This is a genomic window from Legionella busanensis, from assembly GCF_900461525.1.
GTDB classification, from domain to species: Bacteria; Pseudomonadota; Gammaproteobacteria; order Legionellales; family Legionellaceae; genus Legionella_C; species Legionella_C busanensis.
In genome coordinates this window covers 3,020,001-3,044,286 of sequence record NZ_UGOD01000001.1, presented here as the reverse complement: position 1 = coordinate 3,044,286, position 24,286 = coordinate 3,020,001, and the positions used below count along the sequence as shown (strand labels likewise).

Here is a 24,286-nt window from a genome sequence, read left to right as displayed (position 1 = left end):
AGTATTGAGAAGGAAATAAATTAAAATGAAGCCCTATATTCTTGTTTTATTCTATTCAAGAAATGGCGCTACAGCCCAATTGGCACAATACATAGCACGTGGCATAGAAAGTATTGCTGGGATTGAAGCGCGTATAAGAACAGTGCCGCCCGTATCGACGGTTTGTGAGGCAACAGAAAAAGCGATACCTGATGCAGGTGCCCCTTACGCTACCTTGGAAGATTTACGATATTGTAGTGGGCTTGCATTAGGTAGTCCAACGCGCTTTGGTAATATGGCAGCCCCACTAAAATATTTTTTGGATAGTACTACGGCTTTATGGCTTACAGGTGAGCTAACTAATAAACCAGCCTGCGTTTTTACTTCGACATCGACTATTCACGGTGGCCAAGAAACAACTTTAACAAGTATGATGCTACCATTATTACACCATGGCATGATCCTTGTTGGCATTCCTTACACTGAGCCTGTGTTAAATACGACGAAAACAGGAGGTAGTCCATATGGTATGTCTCATGTTGCCGGCGTTGATAATAGTTATCCAATTAGTGATGATGAAATGATATTAGCTAAACAATTAGGTAAGCGGCTTGCTTATATTGCCCTACAATTACTTGAAAAGCCTTAGTCCTTTTAAAAATAGTTAATCAATCAATTTTAAGCCTATACGTGGCTAAGCTTCCTAACTCGCTCTATTAAATATCCACTGTATCCCGTGGACAAGCCACGGGACGTAGGAATAAAGAAAATAGCTTCGTTAACCACTGTCTACGTCCCGCAACTTGTTCGCAAAATCCAGTTGAATGATAGGAAGAAAATTATGCAGATAAGTCATAGCATAAGGATGTAATGGTAAGCTCAGTTTAACTTTTCCATTGGTTACGAATTAAATTCTTTCTATGTTAAACTATATTTCCTAATTAACTTTTTAATTAAAAAATTGTAGGACAAATGGCTGTTGTTAATTTAGAAGATTTAAATATAGTTGAGCTTGAAATTCTCCTTGGCCATTTACGCTTAGGTGAGGCTCACTTAAGAAAAAGTTTAAATAAAAGACAATTTAAAAGTTTATTACAATTAGGTTCGCTTAATTTTACGCAACGCAATAATATTCAATCTGATGGTAAGGAAAAATCAGGTAATGTCGCTTTAGTGCTTAATTGTATTATCACTAGCACCTTTGGTGCTTGGATGGGATTTTCTGGTTTTATGGACCTCCATCTTAATTCATTTGTTACGCTTGCCGGCATTACCTTTATTGCGCTTTTAACAAGTAGTTTGGTGGGATACTTTAGTTTTAAGCTAACAGCTCAGAATGCGCAATCAGCAATTAATACCCAAAAAATCCTGAATGTACAATTACATGTTTCTCGCTTGATCTTAAATAGAAAGCAAGAACAGATTGAATCCATGATTAAATATCTTAACCATTCGCTTAATTACCTTTACAAAAATACGCCTAGTGTTGGCCGTAATCCATTGCATGAGTATTGTGCTTTTAATGAAAACAATGACTTTATTAATTGGATTAATGATCTATGTTTGGTAATTCGCAAGAAATGTGATGAAGTCCAATCAGAAAGTATCTATGAATTTTATGGAGATAGGCTTAATGAAATTCTAAATAGCCTAAATGGATTATTAACAACTCATTGGATTATTAATGCTGATAGCGATATTTCTGTTGTTGATTTAATGGAAAAGAAAGGGTGGAATTTATCTCTACCTGATGATAATAGCTCTTTTATTCAAGTGTTATCAAATCCTGTTAATAAACGAGATCCTTTTATTAAACAAAAATCCTGGGTAAGAAAAAATTTATTAGCGCTCATTGCAGGCGTGATTCCAACCTTAATGGGGGGCTTTGCCTCTATGTTTGTATTTCTAGCCGGTGGACCTAATCTAGCTAGAGAGCTAGGCCTACATTCACTTGCTCAAGCCCTAAGAAATCCAAGTGCCCGACTAATTGAATTTAGTATCGCTGTCTCTTTAACAATTTATTACGCTTTGTCCTATGCTTATAGTAATTACAAACTGTTTTTACGTGATGAAGAAGCTGAAAAAACGAAGAAAGAAATAATGAAAGAAGAGCAGTCGATTATTGATTTAACTACAAAATTAAATGTTTTAGAAAAAATGAAAGAGCAAATGATGCGTATTATTAATATTTATACCGCTCTTGAGAAGATAGCTAATATTTGGGTTGTCAAGAAAAAGGAACTTAACAATTATATTAATTTAATTAAAATTCAAAAAGTTAAGGAAGAAAGCAAGCTTGCTGATAGGGAGGCTAATTAGAACTAGATATTGCAGTAGGAAGTTGAGCAATGAATATTAGCCTAATAAATAAGCTAGAAATAAGACAGGATAATAATGAAGACGATCATGGCGCTTTTACTGTCTGGGTTAAGCAGCTGTGTTTCTGCGATATCCAGTAATTCACTTCTTTTTCTTAGTTCATCTGATGCTGATATAGCACCTCTACATAAAAATCATTATATTTTAAATTTAAATAAGCCTGCTAACTATATTATTTATTTTACTCCCCTCCAAAATAAGACTAGTTTAATTCCACTTGAGAACTTTGCCTCTCTCTGGAGTAACCAAACATTAAAAAATAATTTTTCTACCAATCCCCCTCAGGCAATTCTTATGATGGTGACAGCAAATGGACAACAAAACGTACGTGCAACAGTTGCCAATCCCAGTCTAGTTAAAGATACCTTTAGCTTACAGATTTCAATTTTTAATACTCAACCTTTAAAAATTGAAAAATTGAAATTTGTCACACTTATTTTCGATAAAGTTGCAGATGCTATTGATTTTTCTAATTTAAAACCAGCCACTTATATTGAGTCTGAGACTGAAGAGAAAAAGGCTTCTACAGTAGAACAACCTTAATTAATAAATTTAAAAATCGAAGAAATTCTACATTTACTCCCAATATAGATGTTGCTATAGTTTGTTCCCCTAAGCTTAATTATATTAATTAAATTATTTAAGAGTATCCTTGTGCGTGTAATTACTTTTAATGCCAATGGCATCCGAGCAGCAGCTCGAAAAGGGTTTTATGAGTGGTTAGCTCGGCAGGAAGCTGACTTCATTTGTATTCAGGAGACAAAAGCTCAAATTCATCAATTATTGGATGCTACCTATTATCCTTGCGGTTATCATTGTGATTATTACGATGCGCAAAAGAGAGGGTATAGTGGCGTTGCAATTTATGCTCGTCATAAACCTCATGCTGTTATAAAAGGCTTAGGGTTTGATTTTTGTGATCAAGAAGGGCGGTATATTCAATTTGATTACCCTAATTTAAGTGTTATTTCACTATATTTACCTTCTGGAACCAGCGGCGTTGAGCGTCAAGAGGTTAAGTTTAAGTTTCTCAAAAACTTCAGAGAACATTTAATTACATTAAAGCAGCAGGGAAAAGAATTAATCCTTTGTGGTGACTATAACATTGCCCATAAAGAAATTGATCTTAAAAATTGGCGAAGTAACCAAAAGAATTCTGGCTTTTTACCAGAGGAAAGAGCCTGGATGGATGAGTTATTTAGCGTATTAGGTTTTGTAGATGCCTTTCGATTAATTAATCAAGAGCAGGAACAGTATACTTGGTGGTCTCATCGAGGTAGAGCTTGGGAAAAAAATGTTGGGTGGCGTATTGATTATCAAGTGATTACACCTGGTTTAATTGATAGTGTGCATCAAGTTGCTATCCACCGTGAGGATAGATGGTCAGATCATGCTCCCTTAATTATAGATTATCAAGGAGATTGGTGTGCTTAAGTTAGCCACTTGGAATGTGAATTCACTTAAAATTCGACTTGAACAAGTATTAACTTGGTTTGAAGAACATCAAATTGATATTTTAGCCTTACAAGAAACTAAACTAACCGATGAAAATTTTCCTCATTCAATTTTTGTAGAACGTGGCTATCATATTGTCTACTCTGGCCAAAAAACTTATAATGGTGTTGCTATTATAAGCCGACAGCTTATTAAAGATATCATAACTGATATTCCTGACCTTAACGATCCACAGCGACGCATTTTAATCGCCACAATTGGCGAGATGCGTTTAATTAATCTGTATGTCCCGAATGGTGCGGTAGTTGGTTGCGACAAATATTATTATAAATTGGACTGGCTAAACAAAGTTAACGCTTATATTCGACAAGAATTAACTACCTATCCTAAGCTTGCTGTCGTTGGCGATTTTAATATTGCGCCTGAGGATAGGGATGTTCATGATCCCCTTGAATGGGAAGGAAGTGTTCTAGTTAGCCCTAAAGAGCGTCAGCAATTTGCTGCTTTATTGGAATTGGGCTTACATGATAGCTTTAGGCTTTTTCCGCAAGAGGATAAATTATTCAGTTGGTGGGATTACCGTGCTGCTGGATTTAGGCGTAATCGCGGCCTACGCATCGATCACATCTTACTAAGTACAGAATTAACAAAAAATTGTGTTACTGCTTATATTGATAAACTTCCAAGAAAAGTAGAACGACCATCTGATCATGCACCTGTGTTAGTCGAGCTAAATCTGGATTAAATAATCTATTTTCTCGTTTTATTCTGTATAAATTTTATTTTGTACTTAACTAGTGCAAATTCTGCCAACGTTTCGTGATTTGTTCGTGAAATCCAAATATGACCAGTTTAATGGTCCTAAAGGCGAGCCTTATAAAATAGAAAGAAATTCACCTGCAAAGCAAAGCTCTTTTTATTGCCTTATAATTTGTGTTTAAAATTTGAACTATAATAATGATGAAATAATAGTTAATAAGAGGGATTATATGATAGCCAAAAAACTCACTCTTTTAGGGGCAAGTATTTTTCTCAGTTTTGGCGTATTAACAAGTAGTTATGCCAATTGGAACTGGAATACGAATCGCGTTTGGACAAAATGTTATAATGGTGTATGTCACCGTTATATTAATACTTACACAAAGCACTGTGGTTGGAGAGGCTGTCAAGTCTGGAGGAATCACTACCATTGGGTATGGCGAAGATAATAGCGGGCTTATTTAAACATTTTAAACAACTCTAGCCGCTTAGCTTTATTTGCCTGATATAAATTTAAAGATTTAAATCAAGGCTATAAGAATACTACGAAGAGTTGATTTTATTTGGTATAGGAAGATAAAAAATAGTTAAATTTAATTTATTAACCTAGAGGTTTTGCAAACAATTTTGAAAAATTGATTTATAATGTCATTTCTGCTAATCTCTGCCGTCATTTATTAAGAGTATGGTGCCCGGCATAGGTTCAGGTGGCGATATTCGTTTTGTGAGAGATACGTCTATGAAAGCTTCAATTCATCCTAAATATGAAACTATTAAAGTTACATGTAGTTGTGGCCATTCCTTTGAAACACGTTCAACCTTATGTCAAGATTTAAGTGTTGAAGTGTGCGCAGAATGTCATCCTTTCTACACTGGTAAGCAAAAGCTCGTTGATACTGGTGGTCGCGTACAGAAATTCCGTGATCGCTATAAAAAACGCGAAGCTGAACGGGCTTAATATAGTAATTTATCTATGTAATTAGATATAATTTTGCTTAAAGAATATTAACTGAAATAGCTTTTGTGATCAAAAATTGAACCACTAATGTAAAAAATTAGCTGTTTCTTGTATGTTAAATCTACATACATACTTAAAGGCGCAATAAAATGTGCCTTTTTCCTGAAAATGACTGTTCATATTTATTATTTTTCTATATGATTTTTCGCTGAGTCCTATGAAAAGAGAGTAAGCACATTGGATAAAAATTTATTAGCTCAACGTGCCTTGCATTATCATGAGTTCCCAACACCAGGGAAACTTGGTATGCATATTACAAAACCGACGAATTCGCAAGACGATTTATCGTTGGCGTATACGCCAGGTGTTGCTGAACCTGTACTAGCAATAGTAGAAAACCCAGATAATGCGTTTCGTTATACCTCTAAAGGTAATTTAGTTGCAGTTATTACAAATGGTACTGCAGTTCTTGGCTTAGGTGATGTGGGCGCGTTGGCAAGTAAGCCAGTAATGGAAGGAAAAGCAGTATTATTTAAGCGCTTCGCAGACATAGATGCATTTGATATTGAAATTGAGGCTCCTAATACTCAAGACTTTATTACTACCATTAAGCGTATTTCCCCAACTTTTGGTGGCATAAACCTAGAAGATATTAAAGCGCCGGAGTGTTTTGAAGTTGAAAGAGCACTTATAGAGCAATTAGATATTCCTGTTTTTCATGATGATCAACATGGTACAGCTATTGTTGTTGCAGCGGGTTTACTTAATGCCTTGGATTTACAAAAAAAATCTTTAAAAGATGCTCGTATAGTGTGTATTGGTGCAGGGGCTGCTGGTATTGCCTCAATGCAGCTACTAGTCGCATTAGGCGCCCGTAAAGAAAATATTTATCTTCTTGATACCAAGGGTATTGTTCATTCAGGAAGAGAAGATTTAAATGCTTATAAATTTGCTTTTGCTCGCACGACAGACAAGCGTACCCTTGCTGATGCTTTAGTAGGTGCTGATGTCTTTATTGGTGTTGCAAAGCCAGATCTTTTAAGTGCTGATCTTTTAAACTTAATGGCAGCAAAACCTGTTATCTTTGCTTTATCTAATCCTGATCCAGAAATTAAACCAGAATTTGCTTACCAAATTCGTAATGATCTTATTATTGCGACTGGTCGTAGTGATTATCCTAATCAAGTTAACAATGTACTTTGTTTTCCTTATATCTTTCGTGGTGCGCTTGATGTTCGTGCTACACGTATTAATCGGACGATGCAAATTGCTGCAGTTGACGCAATTCGGTCATTAGTTTTAGAACCCGTACCACAAATTGTAAAAGATAACTACCCTGGTGTTTCAGACTGGGAATTTGGGCCTAATTATATTATTCCAAAGCCCATTGATCCTCGCTTAAGAGAACGAGTAACTCAAGCTGTAGCAAAAGCAGCAATAGCAAGTGGTGTAAGCCGCTCTATACAATCGTGATTAGCTAGAAGGCTATCAGTATTAATATAATGATTTTAAACCAAGGGATATGGTACTTAACCTCACGTTAAGGAGCTTAATTTGCATAGTAATAGTAATAAAAGGTATTTCCTCAGTGCTTGGTTAATTTGTGGGCTTGGCGCTATTTATTATAGTTATGAATATTTATTAAGAATATCGCCTAGTGTAATGGAGCCTGCGCTGCGCGCTCATTTTCACTTATCTGCAACAGGGTTTGGTTTTTTATCAGCGTTTTATTATTACGCTTATGTGCCAATGCAAGTACCTGTTGGTATTTTGTTAGATCGCTTTGGTCCTAGGCGTTTACTTACTTTTGCTTGTTTTGTTTGCGCTATAGGAACTTTTCTATTTGCAAGTACATCTATTGTTTGGGTAGCAGCTTTAGGTCGTTTTTTAGTTGGTTTTGGTTCTGCTTTTGCTTTTGTAGGAGTATTAAAATTAGCTACTATTTGGTTGCCAGAGGATAAGCTAGCGTTAGTATCAGGTCTTGCTGCAGCATTAGGTACAATTGGTGCTATGTTAGGGGATAATTTATTAGGTGAATTTGTAACTAAAATTGGTTGGCGTCCTACAGTTGAAATGACGGCTTATTTTGGTTTATTTCTAGCAATTATATTATGGCTAGGTATTCGCGATAAAAATAAAGCAGAAGGAGCTAGTGGTACGATTGCTAGTTTCCATAAAAGCATGATTGATCTAGGTATTATTATTAAAAATAAACAAATGTGGATAAATGGTGCAATTGGCTGCTTAGTTTATTTACCGACTACTGTCTTTGCTGAGTTATGGGGTATTCCTTATCTAAAGCATGCACATCATTTGACTACTGCTAGTGCTGATTTTGCCAACTCTCTTCTTTTTCTTGGCTTTACAGTTGGTGCACCTTTAATGGGGTTTATCTCAGATAAAATAAAAAGACGTAAATTACCTTTATTAATTGGGGCCTCAGGTGCTGCCATTGTTATGATGGCTGTATTATATATACCTAATCTAAATGAGTTAAGTATTCAAATTTTAATGTTTATGTTAGGTCTTTTTTACAGTGCGCAATGTATTGTTTTTGCTGTTGGAAGGGAGCTTAGTCCAAATGAAGCAGCTGGGACGGCTATGGCTTTAACTAACATGATAGTTATGTTTGGTGCCATGTTTCTACAGCCTTTAGTAGGTCGATTATTAGACTTTAGTCTAGCCTCTCACGCAAATATAGTAATATCTGCAGATAAATTAGGCTTTGGTAAGCTTCATAGTTTATATACGGCCGACGATTATCAATTCGCATTATCGGTAATTCCGTTAGGTATTATTATTGCTGCTATTTTAACCTTTTTTCTGAAAGAAACTTATGCAATTACAAATGATTAAAACTGTCAGTAAAAGCCAAGCTATATTTGGCAGCCTTGTTTGTGCTGTAGGCGCATTCTTTTACTGTTATGAGTTTGTTCTAAGGATTATACCTGGTGCCCTACAAAGTGAATTGAGTGCGGCTTTTGGCCATATTTCAGCAACTACCTTTGGACAATTATCTGCTTTTTACTATTTTGCTTATTCGCCTATGCAATTACCCGTCGGTATGCTAATGGATCGATATGGGCCCCATAGACTATTAACATTTGCTTGTTTATGTTGCACGCTTGGTTCATGGATGTTTACTAATATTTCCTCAATGTGGATTGCCGGATGTGGCCGATTTTTAGTTGGTTTTGGCTCTTCTTTTGCATTTGTTGGCGTTTTATCTTTAGCATTGAGTTGGTTACCCAAAAGATATTTTTCCTTAATGGCAGGATTGATAACAACGCTGGGCATGTTAGGGCTTGTTTATGGGGAAGTAAAAATTACGGATATTGCAGTTGATTTTGGCTGGTTACATGTTCTGCGCTTAATGATAATTATTGGTGCTGTTTTAACTATAGTGATTTCTCTTGTTGTACGTGACGGCCCAGCTGGTCATAAAAAGCATGGATATCCCTTGCCAGAATTTTTTAAGAAAGTATGGCATGTACTCTCTTCGCCACAAGTATGGTTAATTGGATTGGTAGGCGCTTGTCTTTATACGTCATTATCTGTTTTCGGTGAGCTGTGGGGTAAAAGTTACTTAGAACAAGCTCATCACTTAACAAAAGTTGAAGCTGCAAAAACTGTTTCAGCCATGTTTTTAGGCTGGGCAGTAGGCGCGCCCTTAGTGGGTTATTTATCAGATCAAAGTGGACGGCGTGTATTGCCCTTAGTTGTTGGCGCTATCATGGGTTTAATTTGCATAAGTTTAGTGTTGTATTATCCGGGCCTATCATATTCTGCCCTTAATATATTATTGTTTTTATATGGTGTTTTTAGCTCCACAGAAATTATTGTTTTTATCATGGCAAAAGAAAATAGTGGTGCGCAGCTATCAGGAACCGTTTTTGCAGCAGTGAATATGATTGTAACGTTAGGCGGGGTTATCTTTCAGCCTTTAGTTGGTAAATTGCTCGATATGTTTGGTGATAGTAATGTTGTTGCTGGTGAACACATTTATACAGTTGTTGATTACCAATTGGCTTTATCAGTTCTACCCATTTCATTGTTATTGGTAACTATATTAGCATTCTTTATGAAAGATTTTCGTTCAAATACAATTTAATTAAATCTTTCTAGCCATAACTTGTGGATTTTAAGAATCGCCTTTAAAAATAGCCATGAGCTCCTGAGCCGGCCTACGGCTTAGTGATTGACAGCTAATAAAGCGTTTAACAGGAAAAGAAATGATTTCACTTTCTTGATAATGATGTCGGGTAAATGCTGTATCATGATTAGAAATAATAACGGTTATCCCTTGACCGGCACTGTATTTTGCTAGTTGTGCAAGCTCTATATGATCTTGCTCAGTAAATTTAAATTGAGTGTAAGAAGAAAAATTTGCACTAGCTGATAAAGGTACATAGGGTGGGTCACAATATATAATATCACCTGGTTCTGCAAGCTTAAAAGTTGCTCTAAAATCACTTTGTAAAAATTTTACTGCCTGGCTTTTTTGGTGAAAAAATAACATTTCAGCGCGTGGAAAGTAAGGTTTAGTGTAGCGTCCAAAAGGGACATTATATACACCCTTTTTATTATAGCGACACAGGCCATTATAACCATGCCGATTTAAATACAAAAATAAGGCAGCTCGTAACCGTGAACCTTTACAGTGGTTAAATTGTTCTCTTAATTGATAATAACGGTCAGCTGAATTATTCGTTGAGGTAAAAAATTGTTCACAGTAATCAATAAAATTTAATCCTTCTTGCTGTAATGTTTGAAACATAAGAACAAGATCTTGGTTTTGCTCTGCTAGTAAATAATTAGAATAATTCGAGTTAATAAAGATAGCGCCTGAACCAGCAAAAGGCTCTATTAAACGCTTAGCTTGAGGAAGCTCAGAAAGAATAATATCAAGGCAGCGAAATTTACTACCAGCCCATTTAAGAAAAGGCTTAACTTTTGTCATAAAAAATATTTATCTCTAATTAAATAACGGACTTCACTGACAATTTATGAAGAACTCCAATATAAATTTATAGTAGCAAACATGATAGGCTTGTTATACATCAAAGTAGAGAGAAACTTCTTAATGTTATGATTAGCGAGATTGTTTTAAAGTAAAATAGGACTACTTAGAACTTACTTTAAGTAAATATAAAAGTTTATCTATAGCTAATCTGCAATACCTTAACTTTTAAGAAAATAGCATTTAATCCTAGTAAAATAAACCCGTTTGCCAAGAACATTAAATAGAGGTCCTTATGTATGCGTCTTAAGTTTAAGTTGAGGTGTGATACGATAAATAAATCTTAATAACTTCAAATGGTAAAAATAAATAGAATTGCTTAGTAAATCAATGAGTATATATAAACCAGCCATGCCTGAAGGGGTATAGCCAATCGGCGGATAATAAGGATGCTTACCGGTAACGCCATACCAAGACCAAGTAGAAAAAACAGTTCCTAAAAGCTCAATATAATATACCATTGCAAACATGACTAAATAAAATAATTGGTTTTTACGAAAGCATAAAATAAATAAAAAAAGCAAGTAACAAATAAATCCAGCTATATCAGTTAGTATAAATAAGGACAGGCATGACGTTAGGAAGGCAAATCTAGTAAAAAACTCTTCAAGGATTAAACGCTTAGATTTAACTATTTCATGATTACAAAGACAATAAACCGTTGCATATAAAACAGCATGTGCCATAGGAATATACAAAGGAATATTATTTAAACGATATTCATAAAGTGTTAGCAATAAAGACCCTATAATTTCTGCACCTAGGCTACAAATTGTCATCAGTAATATGAGCCAATACAACTTTTTTTTAGCAAATAATAAAAAAAGACTATATGTAATAAACATAATTAAATTGCAAGTATCCTGGCCATAATTAAAAAATGAGGCCACAAGGGGGCTGTCAATAAATAAAAAAAGAGGAGCACCTGTTAAAACAATAGCAACTAATAAAAAAAGTACGTTCTCTCTACTAATTTTGAGCAAAATTTTCATGCATAGCATATTGATATACAAAAGAATTTTTAAGTATATCCTAGCTTCTCAATAGAAAGAATTATAAGATATTCTATTTAAGTAAGGATTATTATGAATTTTGCCAAAAAAATTCTTACGATAAAAAAATGGATTTATCAATTTATCCTTAATCCCAATCTCTATATTGCAGCTGTATTTAGTATTTTTATTGGTGGCACATCAGGGGCTATTATCGGCTTTATTTCAGGTGGTTTTATTGGCTATTCATTCCAACTGTGTGGAGCAAGCACAGGTTTTCTGTTTGCTTTTGATACCTCCATTATTCTAGGAAGTCTGATAGGATCAATTATTGGCGCATTGTGTAGCGGAGTAGTGATTACTAGTGTAGTGCTATTTAAGATACATAAAAAGACAAAAAATAATTGCAATGCATCACCAGAAAATATTATACAAATTTTATCATTAGCCTGCTGGATGAGTATTGAAATTGTTATAGGAATGAATTTAGGAGCTACAATTGGTAGTTTAAAGTCACTTGGTATTGGGACAGGGTGCGGCGCTGTTATTGGGTTAATTATGATATTACTAATAATAACGTTTAAAAGCTCTCCAAAGAGACCAGGCACAATTCAGCGTTAAATTTTTTGCTTCTATTGCTATCAATGAAATTTAGCAATTTGTCAGAATTTTATTTTTGGCTTAAATTGCTAAGTGCATTAGTCAAATAATGAAAACGTTTTGATTATTTTATTGATAGCGTATCCAATTTATAATGTATAACAAAGTAAGTATAAATCCAAAAAACGCGCCAATAGTAGGCCCATATAATAGATGAGCTCCTAGACCGAGTAGCGCACCTAAAAGAATACTAAGGCCTAATATACCAGCAACTACATAACAAAATTTAATTACTGGCCTCATAGTTTCACGAGATAAGTTAAGAGGTAGTTTTTTATTAAGGTAAACACATAAGGCAGTAGAGAGGCCTGTCCCAATACCCCCTAAGCCACTACCAAGCGTTAGCCCAATTAAGGTACTGGCTAATAAATCCATGGTAGCCGCAGAAACAGAGTAACCTAAAAGAGCTGCCGGACATAAAATACATACATTAAATTGTTGAATTAGCGCTCCTTTATAAAAATAACCTGTAACAGCGCCTGTAATTCCACCCCCTAAGCCGCCTCCTATAGCACCTAAAAGAGATCCAATAACTAAACCAATGTAAAGGCTAGGCGTCATAATAAGGCTTTCAACCATTTTTTTAAATTTCGTTGTATTCATTATTTATTCTCGAAGATATTATCCAACAAGCTTAGGTAATAGCTTGGCTAGTTTATGTAAGCGCCCGTTTGCAACTTTTTGATAAAGATTATTAAAAGTGGCCTCAATATCTATATAATCAAATGTAGCGGTTTGCATCAAGCACAATACTCTATATCCAATCTCTCTATTTTCATTCAATAATTTATCAACCAATTTCATAAGATGTTGGTTTTCAATCCATTCATCCATTTCAAATTTTGAATAGTCCTTCATTAAGTGCTTAGCAATATAATCAGATATATCTAAGCCCTCGTTTTTAATTTCATCTGCATATAAGCGCTTCAATTTCTTAATCAGTGCTGCATTGCTCATTAAATAAGAAATTATTTTTCTACGACTAAATAATTTGTTTTCTTTTAAGAAAATATCGGAAATTTTATCTGTTAATCTATTATAGTTACTCTCAGATAAATTACCTGTTTCTAAAAACTCCTGTTTTTCTTTATCCATTTTTTTTAGCATGAGTTGGAATGCCTCATTAACTAACTGAGGTATAGGCACTAAGCCATCAAAAATACGTACATCTATACTAAAAGAGATAGGTAGGAAATCTTTAATTTCAAATGATTTAGAATCATTATTCCATGTCTGTGTTCTTGTTACAGCCAATAAAAGAGCATTGAGCCCCATATGTTTTGATAAAGGTGCTTTAGCCTTAGTGTATCCTAAAGGCCCAACATTACTCAAATAAACACCATAGCTTCCAGGAGCTGGGAAAGGATAAACATCATAGTCGCCATTATAAAGTAGTGTCTCAGAACCATCTTTTAACTCAGGGGATTCTAATTCCAGCTGGGTACGTTTTTTATAGGCCTCAACCATTATTTTTTTGTGTCGCTCAATCTTTTCTACTAAGCTTTCCACATTAAATTCATGACAATTTCTAAAACTAATAGTCCCCATTTGATCAAAACAGTTAGGTAATTTTTCTATAATTGCTACATATGCACCTTTACTGGAATGTAATTTTTTATAACTAAGAAAATTACGGAATTGATCATGTGAAATAAGGACATAACTTATTGCTTGCATTACTAAGGGTGTTAACAATTCGTGAGGATATTTATGATCAAAAAAACCAAAATTGCTAATATCTAAATTAAACTGAGCTGTCATTATTGGATCGCCAGAGAAATTGGCCCCAGTTATTAATGCTTTACGCATGGGTGACATCTCTATTTCAAAGATCTCTTGATAAATTTCATTTCTGACTTCATTAACTTGAGGCTTATATTCTTGGTTAAAGTAATTATCTAAATGAAATGCTAGCTCCCATTCTTCACTAGGTGTCATATTAATTTTCTTTAATTGACTTTTGTGCTTTTCATATAGCTCTTTAGTAAGATTTTGTCTCCCTTGTGGGGTGAGTAATGCAGTTATTGCAGTGGCGTATTGTGGTTGAGACAAAAAAGCAGAAATAACAAGTGATTCAAGCTTGGTTAATTCTTCTTCGAGAATTTCTGTTTGTGGTAAACCAATTTCTCTATATAACTCTGTTTCAGAAACATGCCTATGTTCGTCGTTTAATATAATTTCAAATAATTCGCGAGCAACATCATTATTGTACATAGCTGAAAATATTTCTTCTACCAAGCCTTCACATACTAGGTTCATAACAGCTAAACCTACTTTAGGACATTCAATCGAGCGAACGTAGCAACAGATTTTTTCAATTTTTTCATTATAGGTAGGTGGAAAATGGTAAGGAGCAGATAAAGTAAAAGCGACTCTTGTGAATATTATTGCGTGGAATATCTCATCAAGTAGCTGAGCTCGTAGTTTTTCTTTTAAAAAAGGATTTGCAATTTTTTCAGCAAATCGTAAAGGTAATTGAATAGCTAAGACTTCTAACTGAGCCATTAAGGAGAACATGTAGATATATAGCTGTTTCTCATGTTTTAACTTAAAAGGAAGACCATTACTGAAAAACTGTTCTAAGCGCCTATTAATGTCTTGTTTTTCTTCCGACGTTAGCTTGTTCCATCCTTCTTGAATCCATTGTTCAGCGCCCCAAATTGGGCATATTAATTCATTGATTACTGTATGCATATCTTCCCTCAAAGACATAGTAATTATTTATGTCATGATGTGAACTAAAGGCTTTAATATGATTTATTAAGATATATTCGGATTTTTAAAAATTTAAATACATCTTAAATAACTAAATCTAATAATCTTATCGAAAAAATTTTCTAGTTAATTTCATCACCTAAATGATTAAGAGATATTAATTTTTGCGCTCAAGAACATATTGGGCTAATTCTTGCAAAGCTTCTTTGTAGTTAGAATTAGGAAGCATGTTTAATGACGAAATAGCTGACTCAACCTTTAGAGCAGCTAAATTAAAAGTGTACTTAATTGCGCCTGTTTCATCTAATATTTCAAGGATTTGTGGTAATAATTCCAGCGAGCCTTGTTCAATACTTTGCTTTATAATCTTTTGTTGAGATTGATTACCTTGTTGTAATGCATAAATTAGAGGTAGTGTCGCTTTTCCGCTTGCTAAATCATCGCCAATATTTTTTCCCATTATTTCTGCTTCAGAGCAATAATCCATGGCATCATCAATTAATTGAAAAGCTGTTCCTAACTGTAAACCATAGTTATACAAACCCTGTTGAGTTTTATTATCCGTTTTACTAATAAGCGCTCCAAGTTTGGAGGCAACAGCAAAAAGAAGTGCTGTTTTAGCTCTGATTGAATCAAAATATTCCTCCACGCTAATATCAGCACGGTAAACGCTAGAAAATTGCTGTATTTCACCATTACCTATTTGAGGAGCGATACTAATTAAGAGTTGGATTATACGGATATCACCTAATTCAACCATAAGTTCTAGGTGTTTAATAAATAAAAAATCACCTGCTAAAATACTAGCTTTGTTTCCCCATAAAGTATTAGCTGTTTTTCTACCACGTCTTAGTGTAGAAACATCTAGTACATCATCATGTAAAAGCGTTGCAGTATGAAAAAACTCAACCATAGCGGCCAATATAATATGTTCTTTGCCAAGATAATTACAGGCCCGACTAACAAGAAGAACTAATAAACATCTTATTCTTTTGCCTCCACCTTGAATCACATACTCAGCAATATCATTCATAAGTTTAACCGGCGATTGAATTTTCTCTAAAATTAAATCATTTACAGCATTTAGATCATCTCCTACTAAGAGACGTATTGCATCAATTCCCATTAATGGCCTATTAAACTTAAATAAGGGATCATGCTATGCTTGAACTCTATTTATTGTCAACAATACTGACGTCACTTTCTAGATTCAAACAGCAATCGTAAGCAGAAATATCGCAATAACCATAACTAAAATTAATGTAAAGTTACCACCAGGTACTATATGCGAATTTTCGTTTGTATCTAATTTACGAGCCCGCCAAGTCATGATAGAAGGAAGAAGCAATAAAAGTACTACACAACACACGCCCGCATAACTTAGCGCATGTAAGTAAATACCGGGATTGATCAAGACAATTGCTAGTGGTGGAAGAAAAGTAAGGGCCAGTACCCATTTCCCCTGTAAACCTTTTTTCTTTAACGCTAATCCATCTGCTAAAAAGTCAAATAAGCCTATAGATACACCTAAAAAAGCTGTAATCATACAAATAGAGGTAAAAAAACCAAAGAACCCCGTAATCCAAGGACTGTGTATAACATTACTTAGTGCTTCAGTAAGGCCACTGGTAGCATGGTTACTATTCATAAGTGCTAAAAGCCCATTTTCACCGCCTCGTTGGACTACACCCATAATAACAGCATCCCAAATGATATAACAAATAAGGGGCACTAAAGAGCCAATAAGGATTACTCGCCTTAAACTGGTAATATCATCTTTAAAATAATCTCGTAAGCTTGGAACAATAGAGGCAAACCCAAATGAGGTAACTAAGATCATTAAACTACCGGTGATAGCTTGGGCTGAACCTCCTTTTAATGCATTAAGATTAACATGTGGACTAATAATAATAACTAGCAAAACATAAATACCTAATTTACCAAACATCAGACCTCGATTAACATAATCAACCGTGCTAATACCGGCATAAACAACTAAGCTAAAAAAGAAGGTGAATAATAAAGATGTCATCCAAGCAGGCAAATTATAATTTAGTCGTTGTAATAGACCATCAAAAACATCACTGCCCCCAGAAATATAGGCTGATAGAAGAGTATAAAGTAAAAATAAGTAAGTAAGCCAAGCGATAATCTGTCCTGGTAAACCAAGAGTAGATTTAGCCATAGACACCATATTACTACCTGCTGGAAGGCGTAAATTAACTTCTAAAATTAATAGAGCGCCAATAGTCATAATTAACCAGCAAAATATTAAAAAAAAGATTGAATTGGTAAATCCTGCCCCCGCTGTTGAAACAGGTAATGCGAGCATCCCTCCGCCAATGGAAGTCCCAACAATTAATAGAGTTCCCCCAATGAACTTCGATTTTGACACAAAAACAATCTCTTTGTTTAACATTAAACCAATATCCTATCTTTTATTTGTTAAATTGTCAATCTACTTATTTCTGTTCCCTAAGTAATATTTATAATCAAAACAATTGCATTATGGCGTTAAGTAAAAGAATTATAGAGATAATTACAATGGACCAAGGCGTATAAAAACCGCCTACGACTTGGTATCGCCCAGCAAACTTTTTTCTACCGTAAGCTACCATTAACGCTGGAAGAAGCAGTAATAAAACAACACAAATTATTCCAGCATAATTAAGCGCGTGGATATAGGCGCCTGGATAATAGATTACAATTAAGAGAGGAGGTAGAAAGGTTAAAATAAATAGTAATAATCCGCTGCGACCCTTTTGTTCTACTTTAAGGCCATCTGCAAGAAAGCTAATTAAACAAAGTGCAACACCTAAGAAAGCAGTTAACATACAAATAGAAGTGAAGAAATTAAAAAAGGTATTGATTGTTGTACTTTGTACAGTAGTGGATAACACGTTTGCTAAATCACTGGTAGTGTGCTCGCTTTGCATTAAAGCAGCCAGTCCCTTTTCGCCTTGCGTGGGTAAAGAGCCAATAATAACGGCATTCCAAGCTAGATAACAAATTAAAGGTATTAATGAGCCAATTAAAATGACCTTACGCAAAGTAATAAGATCATCATTAAAGTAATCTCGCAGATTAGGCACAATAATAGCAAAACCAAATGAGGTAATTAAAATCATAATGCTTGACGTAATATAACGATAATTACCTACTGCTAAATTCACCATATGAACATGTGGTGCAATTAGAATTACTAAAATCAAGTAAATAGCTAATTTACCAAACATTAGAGCGCGATTTAATAAATCGACTTTATGTATACCACTGTAAACAATTGAACCAAATAAAAGAGTAAATAAAAGGCTACTCTGCCATTCTGATAAAGAAATACCAATCCGCGAAAATAAACTACCCATCACATCAGCACCGCCTGAAATGTAAGCAGATAGAAGAGTGTAGAGTAAAAAAAGATAACTTAACCAAGCCACTAACAAACCTGAGTTACCAAGTGTTGCAGCTGCCATAGAAACCATATGTTTACCAGGCGGTAAATATAGATTAGCTTCTAGAATAAACAAAGCGCCGAGGGTCATTATAGCCCAGCATAACAATAGAAAAATTGATGAAGACCAAAAACCTGCTGCTGCGGTTGCAACAGGTAGCGCCAGCATTCCTCCACCAATAGATGTACCAACAATAAGTAGGATGCCACCAATAAACTTTAAATTCATTTAATTCTCAATTAACAACAATATCTACAACTTAAAATCCCTTTTTTTATTAATCCAGTTTATTAAGTATGGCTCTACCTTAACAGTGTTGCTATTTAAAAGCCAGTCACACTGTTAAAATTTTATTAGACTTCGTTAGAAACTGGCATTCAGGTTCGACTTCATCCGAAAAAAGTCTTCAAAGCCTGTCCCCTGTAGATGGGGATGTTAATATATGTCATATACAATGCACTTTTTCAGGCCTTTTTTCGACTGACCTTGTTTCCTCACTAGCAGTTTTTAAGGAAATTTATTTTGTCATGCCAACATAGGCTGGCGGTGCAGAAATAATTGGTGTATTTGCACATTGAATTTCTAAGCGCCGGTTTTGTGCGCTGCCATGAATTAATCTATTATCCGATACGGGATATTTATCACCATAGCCTTCAGCGTTGAGGCGTCTAGCGTGAATATTATTTGCCCATAAAAATGTTAACATGGCTTCTGCTCGTGCTTGAGTAAGCGTATTTTTATGATAACGCGAACCTACATTATCAGTAAAACCAGCAACATAAACTGGGCCAATCGGGCAAGATATTTTAATGACGCTAGCAATAAGCATTAAGCCCCGATAACAAAGCTCATTGAGTTTAGCTGAATTAAATCGAAAATATCTGTCAGTGGGTACAATTAATGTCGTCGTATCGCCATATTTAATATATTGGACGTCAGCTCGTTGTAGCTCCCTTAACATATATTGTTTACTATTCTTATAAAGACCATGCCCAACTACTGTGGCTGCACCAATGGCAGTACCAGCAAGTGTTGTACCTACTGTCCCGCCTACTACAGCACCGACTACAGTACCGGCGGTTGCACCAACGACAAAATCTCTGCCAACACGGTTGTATGGTTGAAAATTATTATAGGGTGGTTCATAACGGGAGCAACCACTAAATACTAGCGTTATAAGGCTCAATACAGTTAGCTGTTGGGAAAAGAACCTACTTAACATTCCCACTCCTTGTACAAGTGAATTTTTCCATTATTAAGCATTACTTCTAATTTCGCAATCAGAAGCTTAGTGCCTTCTTTGGAAACTTTACTGCAATGGCCAATTTACTGGCGCAACTTGCAACTTGACTCTTTGCAGCGAGTCTCGAAAGAGAGCTAGTTTAGATATATTCTTAATAATCAATTATTTAATTATTAGCTAAACTACAGTCCTTATTTAAGGGTTTACTGGGTATAATGATTTGTACATTAATACCTTTAATAGTGGGGCTTTTTGTCGCTTCCTTTAGATAATTAATTAAAGAAACATCAACGACTTTGCCATACTCAGAAGAGGCTTGCCTAAAGATAAGTTGGTTCTCTTTTCGAAATGCAAATCCTAGATGAGAAATATTAAGATTAGTACCGATCTTTTTATTTAGTTCCCAATTAGGTCGAACAATTTCAATAATCGCTCCATTAGGAATTTGCTTAAATAAATTATAATTAGGCTCGCCTTTATCATTAAATAAAGCAGTCAGGGGCAAATAGGGCACGTGTTCTTTGACACGGGGAAGGTGGCTACCCATTTGTTTTAATTTTTCAAGCCTTTTTGCTTGCTCTGTATTGTCGTTTTGTTTTAAACGGATGGTTTCTGACGACTTGAATTTATACCAAGCCGGTTTATCTATCAAAGCGGTCGCAACTTGTGCTATAGATTGATTATTTTTATCCCTAAAAGTAGTGGTTATATCTTTAAGAAAACCTTGCTGCTGATTGTTATAATTCCAATCAACGCCTGTAAAATGATTTCGTGTTAAGTAGTCTACTTGGCCTTGATAGTAACGAATTTTCTTTAGGCACTTCTTAAATTCATTTAACTGATTAGCAAATGCTAAGGCAATTACGGTAGTTACATACGTTTCACAATCAAAACCATCCGTACGATATTGAGGAAATTGATCAAATGAGGCTGTTGCACCTTCTCCTAGGGAGCCTAAAATATAAGGTTTACCCACAAAAGAAGCACTAATTTTATTAAGGCGGTTAACCATATCCAAGTTCATGTTGCTATTAAGGGTATGATATAGTTGTTTAATGGTTAGGTTAGCTTGCTCTTCTGCCAAATCATTTGCGGATAAAGGCAGAGAAATAAGTAAAATAATCAAATAAACTAGATATCTAAATTTCGCTAGATAGGTAATCATCATATCTTTAGAAAAAAATTAAAGTAAACAAGCTTACCTAGGATAAATCTGGAGGGCAAGGGTGTTAAATATAATATGGCTAAGTATGATTTTGCTTTCAGTCGTTGTAGGAATTATTCAAGGCCGACTTGATCAGGTCGTACAAGCGGTAACTGACTCAGCCAAACTCGGTTTTGAAATTGCTCTAGGTTTAGCTGGAATTATGGCATTTTGGTTAGGTATTATGGAAATAGCAGCTGAGTCTGGTTTAGTTAATAAATTTGCTCGTTTACTTAAACCTATTATGCGTCCCTTATTTCCAGATGTGCCTGCTGAACATCCTGCAATGGGAGCTATGATATTAAATATTTCTGCTAATATGTTAGGCCTTGCTAATGCAGCAACGCCTTTTGGATTAAGGGCGATGAAAGAATTGCAGCGCTTAAATACTCATGTTGATGAAGCATCCAATGCCATGTGTACTTTTCTAGCAATTAACACCTCTAGCGTGCAACTGATTCCTGCCACAGCTATCGCTTTTCTTGCTGCTAATGGTAGTTTGCATCCTAGTAGCGTTATTATTAGTTCCCTACTTGCTACAACCTGCTCCACTATTGTGGCCATTGTGGCTGTCAAACGCTTAGCACGCCTTCCCATTTATCAAATAAAGGAATTAAAAGCGCATGAGTAATCTTGTTAATCAGTTATCGAATTGCCTTTTTTTAAGCTTTGTTGCAGGTATACCGTTATATGCTTCGTTTAAAAAGATTAATGTTTTCGATGCTTTTGTAAAGGGGGCTAAACAAGGTTTTGAAACTAGTGTAAATATCATGCCCTACTTAATTGCCATGATTGTTGCTATTGGTATGTTAAGGGCATCTGGCTTTTTTACATTGTTAAATACTTTACTTGCACCTGTGTTAGAAAAATTAGGCATGCCTACAGAGTTACTACCTTTAGCGATGATAAGACCTTTTTCTGGTAGCGCTGCCACCGGTATTATGGCTGAACTAATTCACCAACATGGCGGTGATTCGTTTATTGCCAAGGCGGCAGCAACCATGATGGGCAGTACGGAAACAACTTTTTATGTTATTGCTGTTTATTTTGGTGCTGTCGGTATCAGACGAACAAGGCACGCCATTGCGGCCGGTCTTCTTGCTGATTTAGCTGGCGTTATAGCGAGTATTGTGGTTTGTCGATTGCTATTTACTTAATTATCTTTTTACTTTTTTTTAAAAATTCTAAAATTTATTTTTATAAGCGATTAAGGATTAAAATAAATAATCAAAAATGCTTAAAATAATTAATAAATGTTAAACCTTTCTAGACTCAGGTTTAGTTAATCCTTTCTTTGTAACACTAGCAAGTCGCGCATCTTCAAAAAGTTTTAACTGAGCAAGCATTGTAGTTGCCTTTGCACGAAACGCTACTAATTCTTTTCCAGAAATGGGGTTACCACGAGGTAAGTCTACGGTTGCTGGATTCCTAGGGCGGTTATTGATATGAAATTCGTAATGGCAATGGGGCCCTGAAGCTAAACCTGTTTGACCAACATAACCAATGACTTGCCCACGCTTAACAAAATCTCCTTTACTCAATCCTTTTTGAAATTTCAGCATATGCCCATAAATGGTACTAAATTGTTTGTTATGATTAATTTTAATCATATTGCCATAACCATTTTGACGGCCAATAATTTCTATTCGACCATCACCAGTTGCTTGAATAGGTGTGCCAATTCGAGCGGCTAAATCAATTCCTTTATGAGCGCGGGTATAATGTAAAACCGGATGATAACGAGCCATGCTAAACGTGGAACTAATATGGCTAAATTTCAAAGGATAACGGGTAAATGCTTTTTTTAGGCTAGTACCCTGTGGGGTGTAGTAGTCTATTTGCCCTGAACGCGTAGTATGACGAATTGCTTGGAAAGTTTTATTACCATGCCTATAAGATACAGCAATGATATCGCCCGTGCCTACTAGTTTATTTTCAACATAAAAGGCTTTGTACATAATAGTAAATTGATCACCTGTTTTAACATCTTTAGCAAAATCAACATCCCATGTGAAAATCTCTGTCAGTTGTTGAATTAATTTATAAGGAATATTTTGCTTCTTCGCTGTAGTGTATAAAGAACCTTTGATGGTTGCGGTTAAAAAATGATTATAACTATTCATTTTGCGTAATTTAATTTCACTTTTATAGTGTTTATTATCGCGATAAATGACTAAATATTGAGTATCCGTAAAGGGAAGAATCATTTTTTCTAAAAGTTGATTTTTAATTAAAAATTGTAATTCCTGATTTGGCTTTAGCTTTGTTAAGGCTTGTTTTTGCGTAATATCTTGCATAACAGTATGCAATGTTTTAGCACTTAAGCCAACACGGCTAAATACATTAGCTAATGAGTCACGATCACGTGTTTTGACAATTTGCCATGTAGATTGTTTTATTTCAGTTGGCCTCTGTTTAGGCGGTGCTGCTAGCGGTGGAGGTTTAGCCGCATCTCTATTAGCTAGGGTAGATGAGGTAGATTTTTCTGCATCGGTAGTTGTAGGCGTCACATCGGCAGATGTATCAATAGGTAATTCAGGTAATTGCATTGTGGGCTGAATCGTTTCTTCTACTACAGGCTCGGTATTAGGCAATGGTAAGTTAACCTGAGCATTAGAAGAGGTTTTTTGTTTATTATGAAATGTTTTTACTAAAATAAAAGGCAATGCAAATGCGACTAAGATTGCTATTAACGCCAAAATTTTTGAAGGTTTATTTGATTTATCTAATGAGACATTGGGTTGTTGATCCATGTTTCGCCTTTACTACTATCATTTTTAAAATGGTAATTAAGTAAGTCGGGGTGACAATCCATGCGAAGAGCCATGCCATTTTTTGTATACCTCTTATTATGTTTATTCTTATAAAATATTTAGTAGCACGTTTTTAGATTCTATCTATCTACTAAACACTTTGGCGGTAACTAAACAATAAAATACATACCCTTAATGTCGATTTAAAGCTCATGCAAATAATTTGCCTCTTTATCCGAATACCCACATATGAAAATATTATTTTTTAATCATAACGCCTGGTATGATTGCGTATATAACAACATCTAGTTATCTTGAGCATAGATTTATTTCTTCCTGGTTTATTATTTTAATTTTAAATAAGCTTTATGAGCCAGTTAATAGCATTTTTGTTAACAATTTAGCTATAATAAATCACGTTTGGTTTAGAGCATTCATCATTAAATCCTAACAGAGTGTTTGTCCTCTAGCGAGAATGTAATAACCGGGCTAAGATACCCGCTGTAAGAAGTCAGGTCAATCATTAAAAGGTTTTACGTGTATGTTTATTGCAGAAACAGTTAGCGAAGAGCTACAAAGAGGATGTGAAGAAATTCTTCCAATACAAGAACTTGCAACAAAATTAGCTAAAAATAAGCCATTAACTATTAAAGCAGGTTTTGATCCTACTGCACCCGATTTACATTTAGGACATACTGTTTTATTAAATAAGTTGCG

Annotated in this window: 24 protein-coding genes (1 of these 24 running past the window's edge); 14 read left to right on the top strand and 10 right to left on the bottom strand. The window is 35.0% G+C overall.

The window, feature by feature from the left end; translation table 11 throughout:
- Nucleotides 1–25 precede the first annotated feature (25 nt).
- The 10 genes from wrbA (at nt 26) to DYH30_RS13490 (ending at nt 9,641) form a co-directional block, all read left to right on the top strand.
- Nucleotides 26–628 carry an NAD(P)H:quinone oxidoreductase gene (gene wrbA, locus DYH30_RS13530; protein ID WP_115332155.1) on the top strand — a complete coding sequence of 201 codons (603 nt, stop codon included), beginning with the start codon at nt 26–28 and terminating at the stop codon, nt 626–628.
- Between the two features lie 323 nt (nt 629–951).
- The gene (locus DYH30_RS13525) at nt 952–2,298 is read left to right on the top strand and encodes a hypothetical protein (RefSeq protein ID WP_115332154.1); all 1,347 of its coding nucleotides are present in this window, start codon (nt 952–954) and stop codon (nt 2,296–2,298) included.
- 75 nt (nt 2,299–2,373) lie between these two features.
- Nucleotides 2,374–2,901 (top strand): hypothetical protein, encoded by a 528-nt coding sequence (locus DYH30_RS13520; protein ID WP_131740637.1) that lies wholly within the window; start codon nt 2,374–2,376, stop codon nt 2,899–2,901.
- A gap of 111 nt (nt 2,902–3,012) precedes the next feature.
- Entirely contained in the window at nt 3,013–3,792 is a 780-nt protein-coding gene (locus DYH30_RS13515) for an exodeoxyribonuclease III (protein ID WP_115332152.1), read from the top strand.
- Nucleotides 3,785–4,558 carry an exodeoxyribonuclease III gene (gene xth, locus DYH30_RS13510; protein WP_115332151.1) on the top strand — a complete coding sequence of 258 codons (774 nt, stop codon included), beginning with the start codon at nt 3,785–3,787 and terminating at the stop codon, nt 4,556–4,558. Before DYH30_RS13515 ends, xth begins: the two co-directional genes overlap by 8 nt.
- A gap of 244 nt (nt 4,559–4,802) precedes the next feature.
- Nucleotides 4,803–5,021: a hypothetical protein gene (locus DYH30_RS17855; RefSeq protein ID WP_131740635.1), complete on the top strand. Its 219-nt coding sequence runs from the start codon at nt 4,803–4,805 to the stop codon at nt 5,019–5,021.
- A gap of 290 nt (nt 5,022–5,311) precedes the next feature.
- Entirely contained in the window at nt 5,312–5,530 is a 219-nt protein-coding gene (gene rpmE / locus DYH30_RS13505) for a 50S ribosomal protein L31 (protein ID WP_115332589.1), read from the top strand.
- A 237-nt stretch (nt 5,531–5,767) separates the two neighbouring features.
- Entirely contained in the window at nt 5,768–7,003 is a 1,236-nt protein-coding gene (locus tag DYH30_RS13500; protein ID WP_115332150.1) for a malic enzyme-like NAD(P)-binding protein, read from the top strand.
- A gap of 81 nt (nt 7,004–7,084) precedes the next feature.
- Nucleotides 7,085–8,386 (top strand): MFS transporter, encoded by a 1,302-nt coding sequence (locus DYH30_RS13495; RefSeq protein WP_242604686.1) that lies wholly within the window; start codon nt 7,085–7,087, stop codon nt 8,384–8,386.
- Nucleotides 8,367–9,641 (top strand): MFS transporter, encoded by a 1,275-nt coding sequence (locus DYH30_RS13490; protein ID WP_115332149.1) that lies wholly within the window; start codon nt 8,367–8,369, stop codon nt 9,639–9,641. The genes DYH30_RS13495 and DYH30_RS13490 overlap by 20 nt, the downstream gene beginning before the upstream one ends.
- A 30-nt stretch (nt 9,642–9,671) precedes the next feature.
- Here DYH30_RS13490 and DYH30_RS13485 read toward each other — a convergent pair whose 3' ends face one another.
- The gene (locus tag DYH30_RS13485) at nt 9,672–10,490 is read right to left on the bottom strand and encodes a Dam family site-specific DNA-(adenine-N6)-methyltransferase (RefSeq protein ID WP_115332148.1); all 819 of its coding nucleotides are present in this window, start codon (nt 10,488–10,490) and stop codon (nt 9,672–9,674) included.
- Between the two features lie 293 nt (nt 10,491–10,783).
- Nucleotides 10,784–11,542, bottom strand: coding sequence for a hypothetical protein (locus DYH30_RS13480; protein ID WP_115332147.1), 759 nt, complete (start codon nt 11,540–11,542; stop codon nt 10,784–10,786).
- Nucleotides 11,543–11,635: 93 nt separating this feature from the next.
- On the opposite strand from DYH30_RS13480, the gene DYH30_RS13475 reads away from it, so the two are divergent.
- Complete coding sequence (locus DYH30_RS13475) at nt 11,636–12,163, top strand: hypothetical protein (protein ID WP_115332146.1); 528 nt, start codon at nt 11,636–11,638, stop codon at nt 12,161–12,163.
- Nucleotides 12,164–12,271: 108 nt separating this feature from the next.
- Here DYH30_RS13475 and DYH30_RS13470 read toward each other — a convergent pair whose 3' ends face one another.
- The 7 genes from DYH30_RS13470 to DYH30_RS13440 all read right to left on the bottom strand — a co-directional run bounded on the left by DYH30_RS13470 (nt 12,272) and on the right by DYH30_RS13440 (nt 20,780).
- A complete protein-coding gene (locus tag DYH30_RS13470) occupies nt 12,272–12,805 on the bottom strand; it encodes a hypothetical protein (protein ID WP_115332145.1) in 534 nt (177 codons plus the stop codon).
- A gap of 18 nt (nt 12,806–12,823) precedes the next feature.
- Complete coding sequence (locus DYH30_RS13465) at nt 12,824–14,896, bottom strand: hypothetical protein (protein ID WP_115332144.1); 2,073 nt, start codon at nt 14,894–14,896, stop codon at nt 12,824–12,826.
- Between the two features lie 178 nt (nt 14,897–15,074).
- Entirely contained in the window at nt 15,075–16,043 is a 969-nt protein-coding gene (locus DYH30_RS13460) for a polyprenyl synthetase family protein (protein WP_115332143.1), read from the bottom strand.
- Nucleotides 16,044–16,127: 84 nt separating this feature from the next.
- Nucleotides 16,128–17,312: an amino acid permease gene (locus tag DYH30_RS13455; RefSeq protein WP_165482130.1), complete on the bottom strand. Its 1,185-nt coding sequence runs from the start codon at nt 17,310–17,312 to the stop codon at nt 16,128–16,130.
- A 97-nt stretch (nt 17,313–17,409) separates the two neighbouring features.
- Complete coding sequence (locus DYH30_RS13450; RefSeq protein ID WP_115332141.1) at nt 17,410–18,597, bottom strand: amino acid permease; 1,188 nt, start codon at nt 18,595–18,597, stop codon at nt 17,410–17,412.
- Nucleotides 18,598–18,886: 289 nt separating this feature from the next.
- Nucleotides 18,887–19,591 (bottom strand): C-OmpA-like family protein CmpA, encoded by a 705-nt coding sequence (cmpA, locus tag DYH30_RS13445; RefSeq protein ID WP_165482122.1) that lies wholly within the window; start codon nt 19,589–19,591, stop codon nt 18,887–18,889.
- A 187-nt stretch (nt 19,592–19,778) separates the two neighbouring features.
- Nucleotides 19,779–20,780 carry an N-acetylmuramoyl-L-alanine amidase-like domain-containing protein gene (locus tag DYH30_RS13440; RefSeq protein WP_115332140.1) on the bottom strand — a complete coding sequence of 334 codons (1,002 nt, stop codon included), beginning with the start codon at nt 20,778–20,780 and terminating at the stop codon, nt 19,779–19,781.
- Nucleotides 20,781–20,838: 58 nt separating this feature from the next.
- Here DYH30_RS13440 and DYH30_RS13435 point away from each other — a divergent pair, with 58 nt between their 5' ends.
- Entirely contained in the window at nt 20,839–21,447 is a 609-nt protein-coding gene (locus tag DYH30_RS13435; protein ID WP_115332139.1) for a nucleoside recognition domain-containing protein, read from the top strand.
- Nucleotides 21,440–21,973, top strand: a complete 534-nt coding sequence (locus DYH30_RS13430; RefSeq protein ID WP_115332138.1) for a spore maturation protein — start codon at nt 21,440–21,442, stop codon at nt 21,971–21,973. The genes DYH30_RS13435 and DYH30_RS13430 overlap by 8 nt, the downstream gene beginning before the upstream one ends.
- A 99-nt stretch (nt 21,974–22,072) precedes the next feature.
- Here the strand turns inward: DYH30_RS13430 and DYH30_RS13425 are convergent, their stop codons facing one another.
- Complete coding sequence (locus DYH30_RS13425; RefSeq protein ID WP_115332137.1) at nt 22,073–23,569, bottom strand: M23 family metallopeptidase; 1,497 nt, start codon at nt 23,567–23,569, stop codon at nt 22,073–22,075.
- Nucleotides 23,570–24,110: 541 nt separating this feature from the next.
- On the opposite strand from DYH30_RS13425, the gene tyrS reads away from it, so the two are divergent.
- Nucleotides 24,111–24,286: the 5' end (the start) of a tyrosine--tRNA ligase gene (tyrS, locus tag DYH30_RS13420; protein WP_115332136.1), read on the top strand. The gene runs 1,027 nt beyond the window's last position; 176 of the gene's 1,203 nt are visible here — the first part of the coding sequence; it begins with the start codon at nt 24,111–24,113; its stop codon lies off the right edge, out of view.

Excerpts from the sequence above, each read along its gene's own strand:
- wrbA (WP_115332155.1), top strand. The coding sequence starts at position 26 with ATGAAGCCCTATATTCTTGTTTTATTCTATTCAAGAAATGGCGCTACA.
- DYH30_RS13525 (WP_115332154.1), top strand. The coding sequence starts at position 952 with ATGGCTGTTGTTAATTTAGAAGATTTAAATATAGTTGAGCTTGAAATT.
- DYH30_RS13520 (WP_131740637.1), top strand. The coding sequence starts at position 2,374 with ATGAAGACGATCATGGCGCTTTTACTGTCTGGGTTAAGCAGCTGTGTT.
- DYH30_RS17855 (WP_131740635.1), top strand. The coding sequence starts at position 4,803 with ATGATAGCCAAAAAACTCACTCTTTTAGGGGCAAGTATTTTTCTCAGT.
- rpmE (WP_115332589.1), top strand. The coding sequence starts at position 5,312 with ATGAAAGCTTCAATTCATCCTAAATATGAAACTATTAAAGTTACATGT.
- DYH30_RS13490 (WP_115332149.1), top strand. The coding sequence starts at position 8,367 with ATGCAATTACAAATGATTAAAACTGTCAGTAAAAGCCAAGCTATATTT.
- DYH30_RS13485 (WP_115332148.1), bottom strand. The coding sequence starts at position 10,490 with ATGACAAAAGTTAAGCCTTTTCTTAAATGGGCTGGTAGTAAATTTCGC.
- DYH30_RS13480 (WP_115332147.1), bottom strand. The coding sequence starts at position 11,542 with ATGAAAATTTTGCTCAAAATTAGTAGAGAGAACGTACTTTTTTTATTA.
- DYH30_RS13475 (WP_115332146.1), top strand. The coding sequence starts at position 11,636 with ATGAATTTTGCCAAAAAAATTCTTACGATAAAAAAATGGATTTATCAA.
- DYH30_RS13470 (WP_115332145.1), bottom strand. The coding sequence starts at position 12,805 with ATGAATACAACGAAATTTAAAAAAATGGTTGAAAGCCTTATTATGACG.
- DYH30_RS13465 (WP_115332144.1), bottom strand. The coding sequence starts at position 14,896 with ATGCATACAGTAATCAATGAATTAATATGCCCAATTTGGGGCGCTGAA.
- DYH30_RS13460 (WP_115332143.1), bottom strand. The coding sequence starts at position 16,043 with ATGGGAATTGATGCAATACGTCTCTTAGTAGGAGATGATCTAAATGCT.
- DYH30_RS13450 (WP_115332141.1), bottom strand. The coding sequence starts at position 18,597 with ATGAATTTAAAGTTTATTGGTGGCATCCTACTTATTGTTGGTACATCT.
- cmpA (WP_165482122.1), bottom strand. The coding sequence starts at position 19,591 with ATGTTAAGTAGGTTCTTTTCCCAACAGCTAACTGTATTGAGCCTTATA.
- DYH30_RS13440 (WP_115332140.1), bottom strand. The coding sequence starts at position 20,780 with ATGATGATTACCTATCTAGCGAAATTTAGATATCTAGTTTATTTGATT.
- DYH30_RS13430 (WP_115332138.1), top strand. The coding sequence starts at position 21,440 with ATGAGTAATCTTGTTAATCAGTTATCGAATTGCCTTTTTTTAAGCTTT.
- DYH30_RS13425 (WP_115332137.1), bottom strand. The coding sequence starts at position 23,569 with ATGGATCAACAACCCAATGTCTCATTAGATAAATCAAATAAACCTTCA.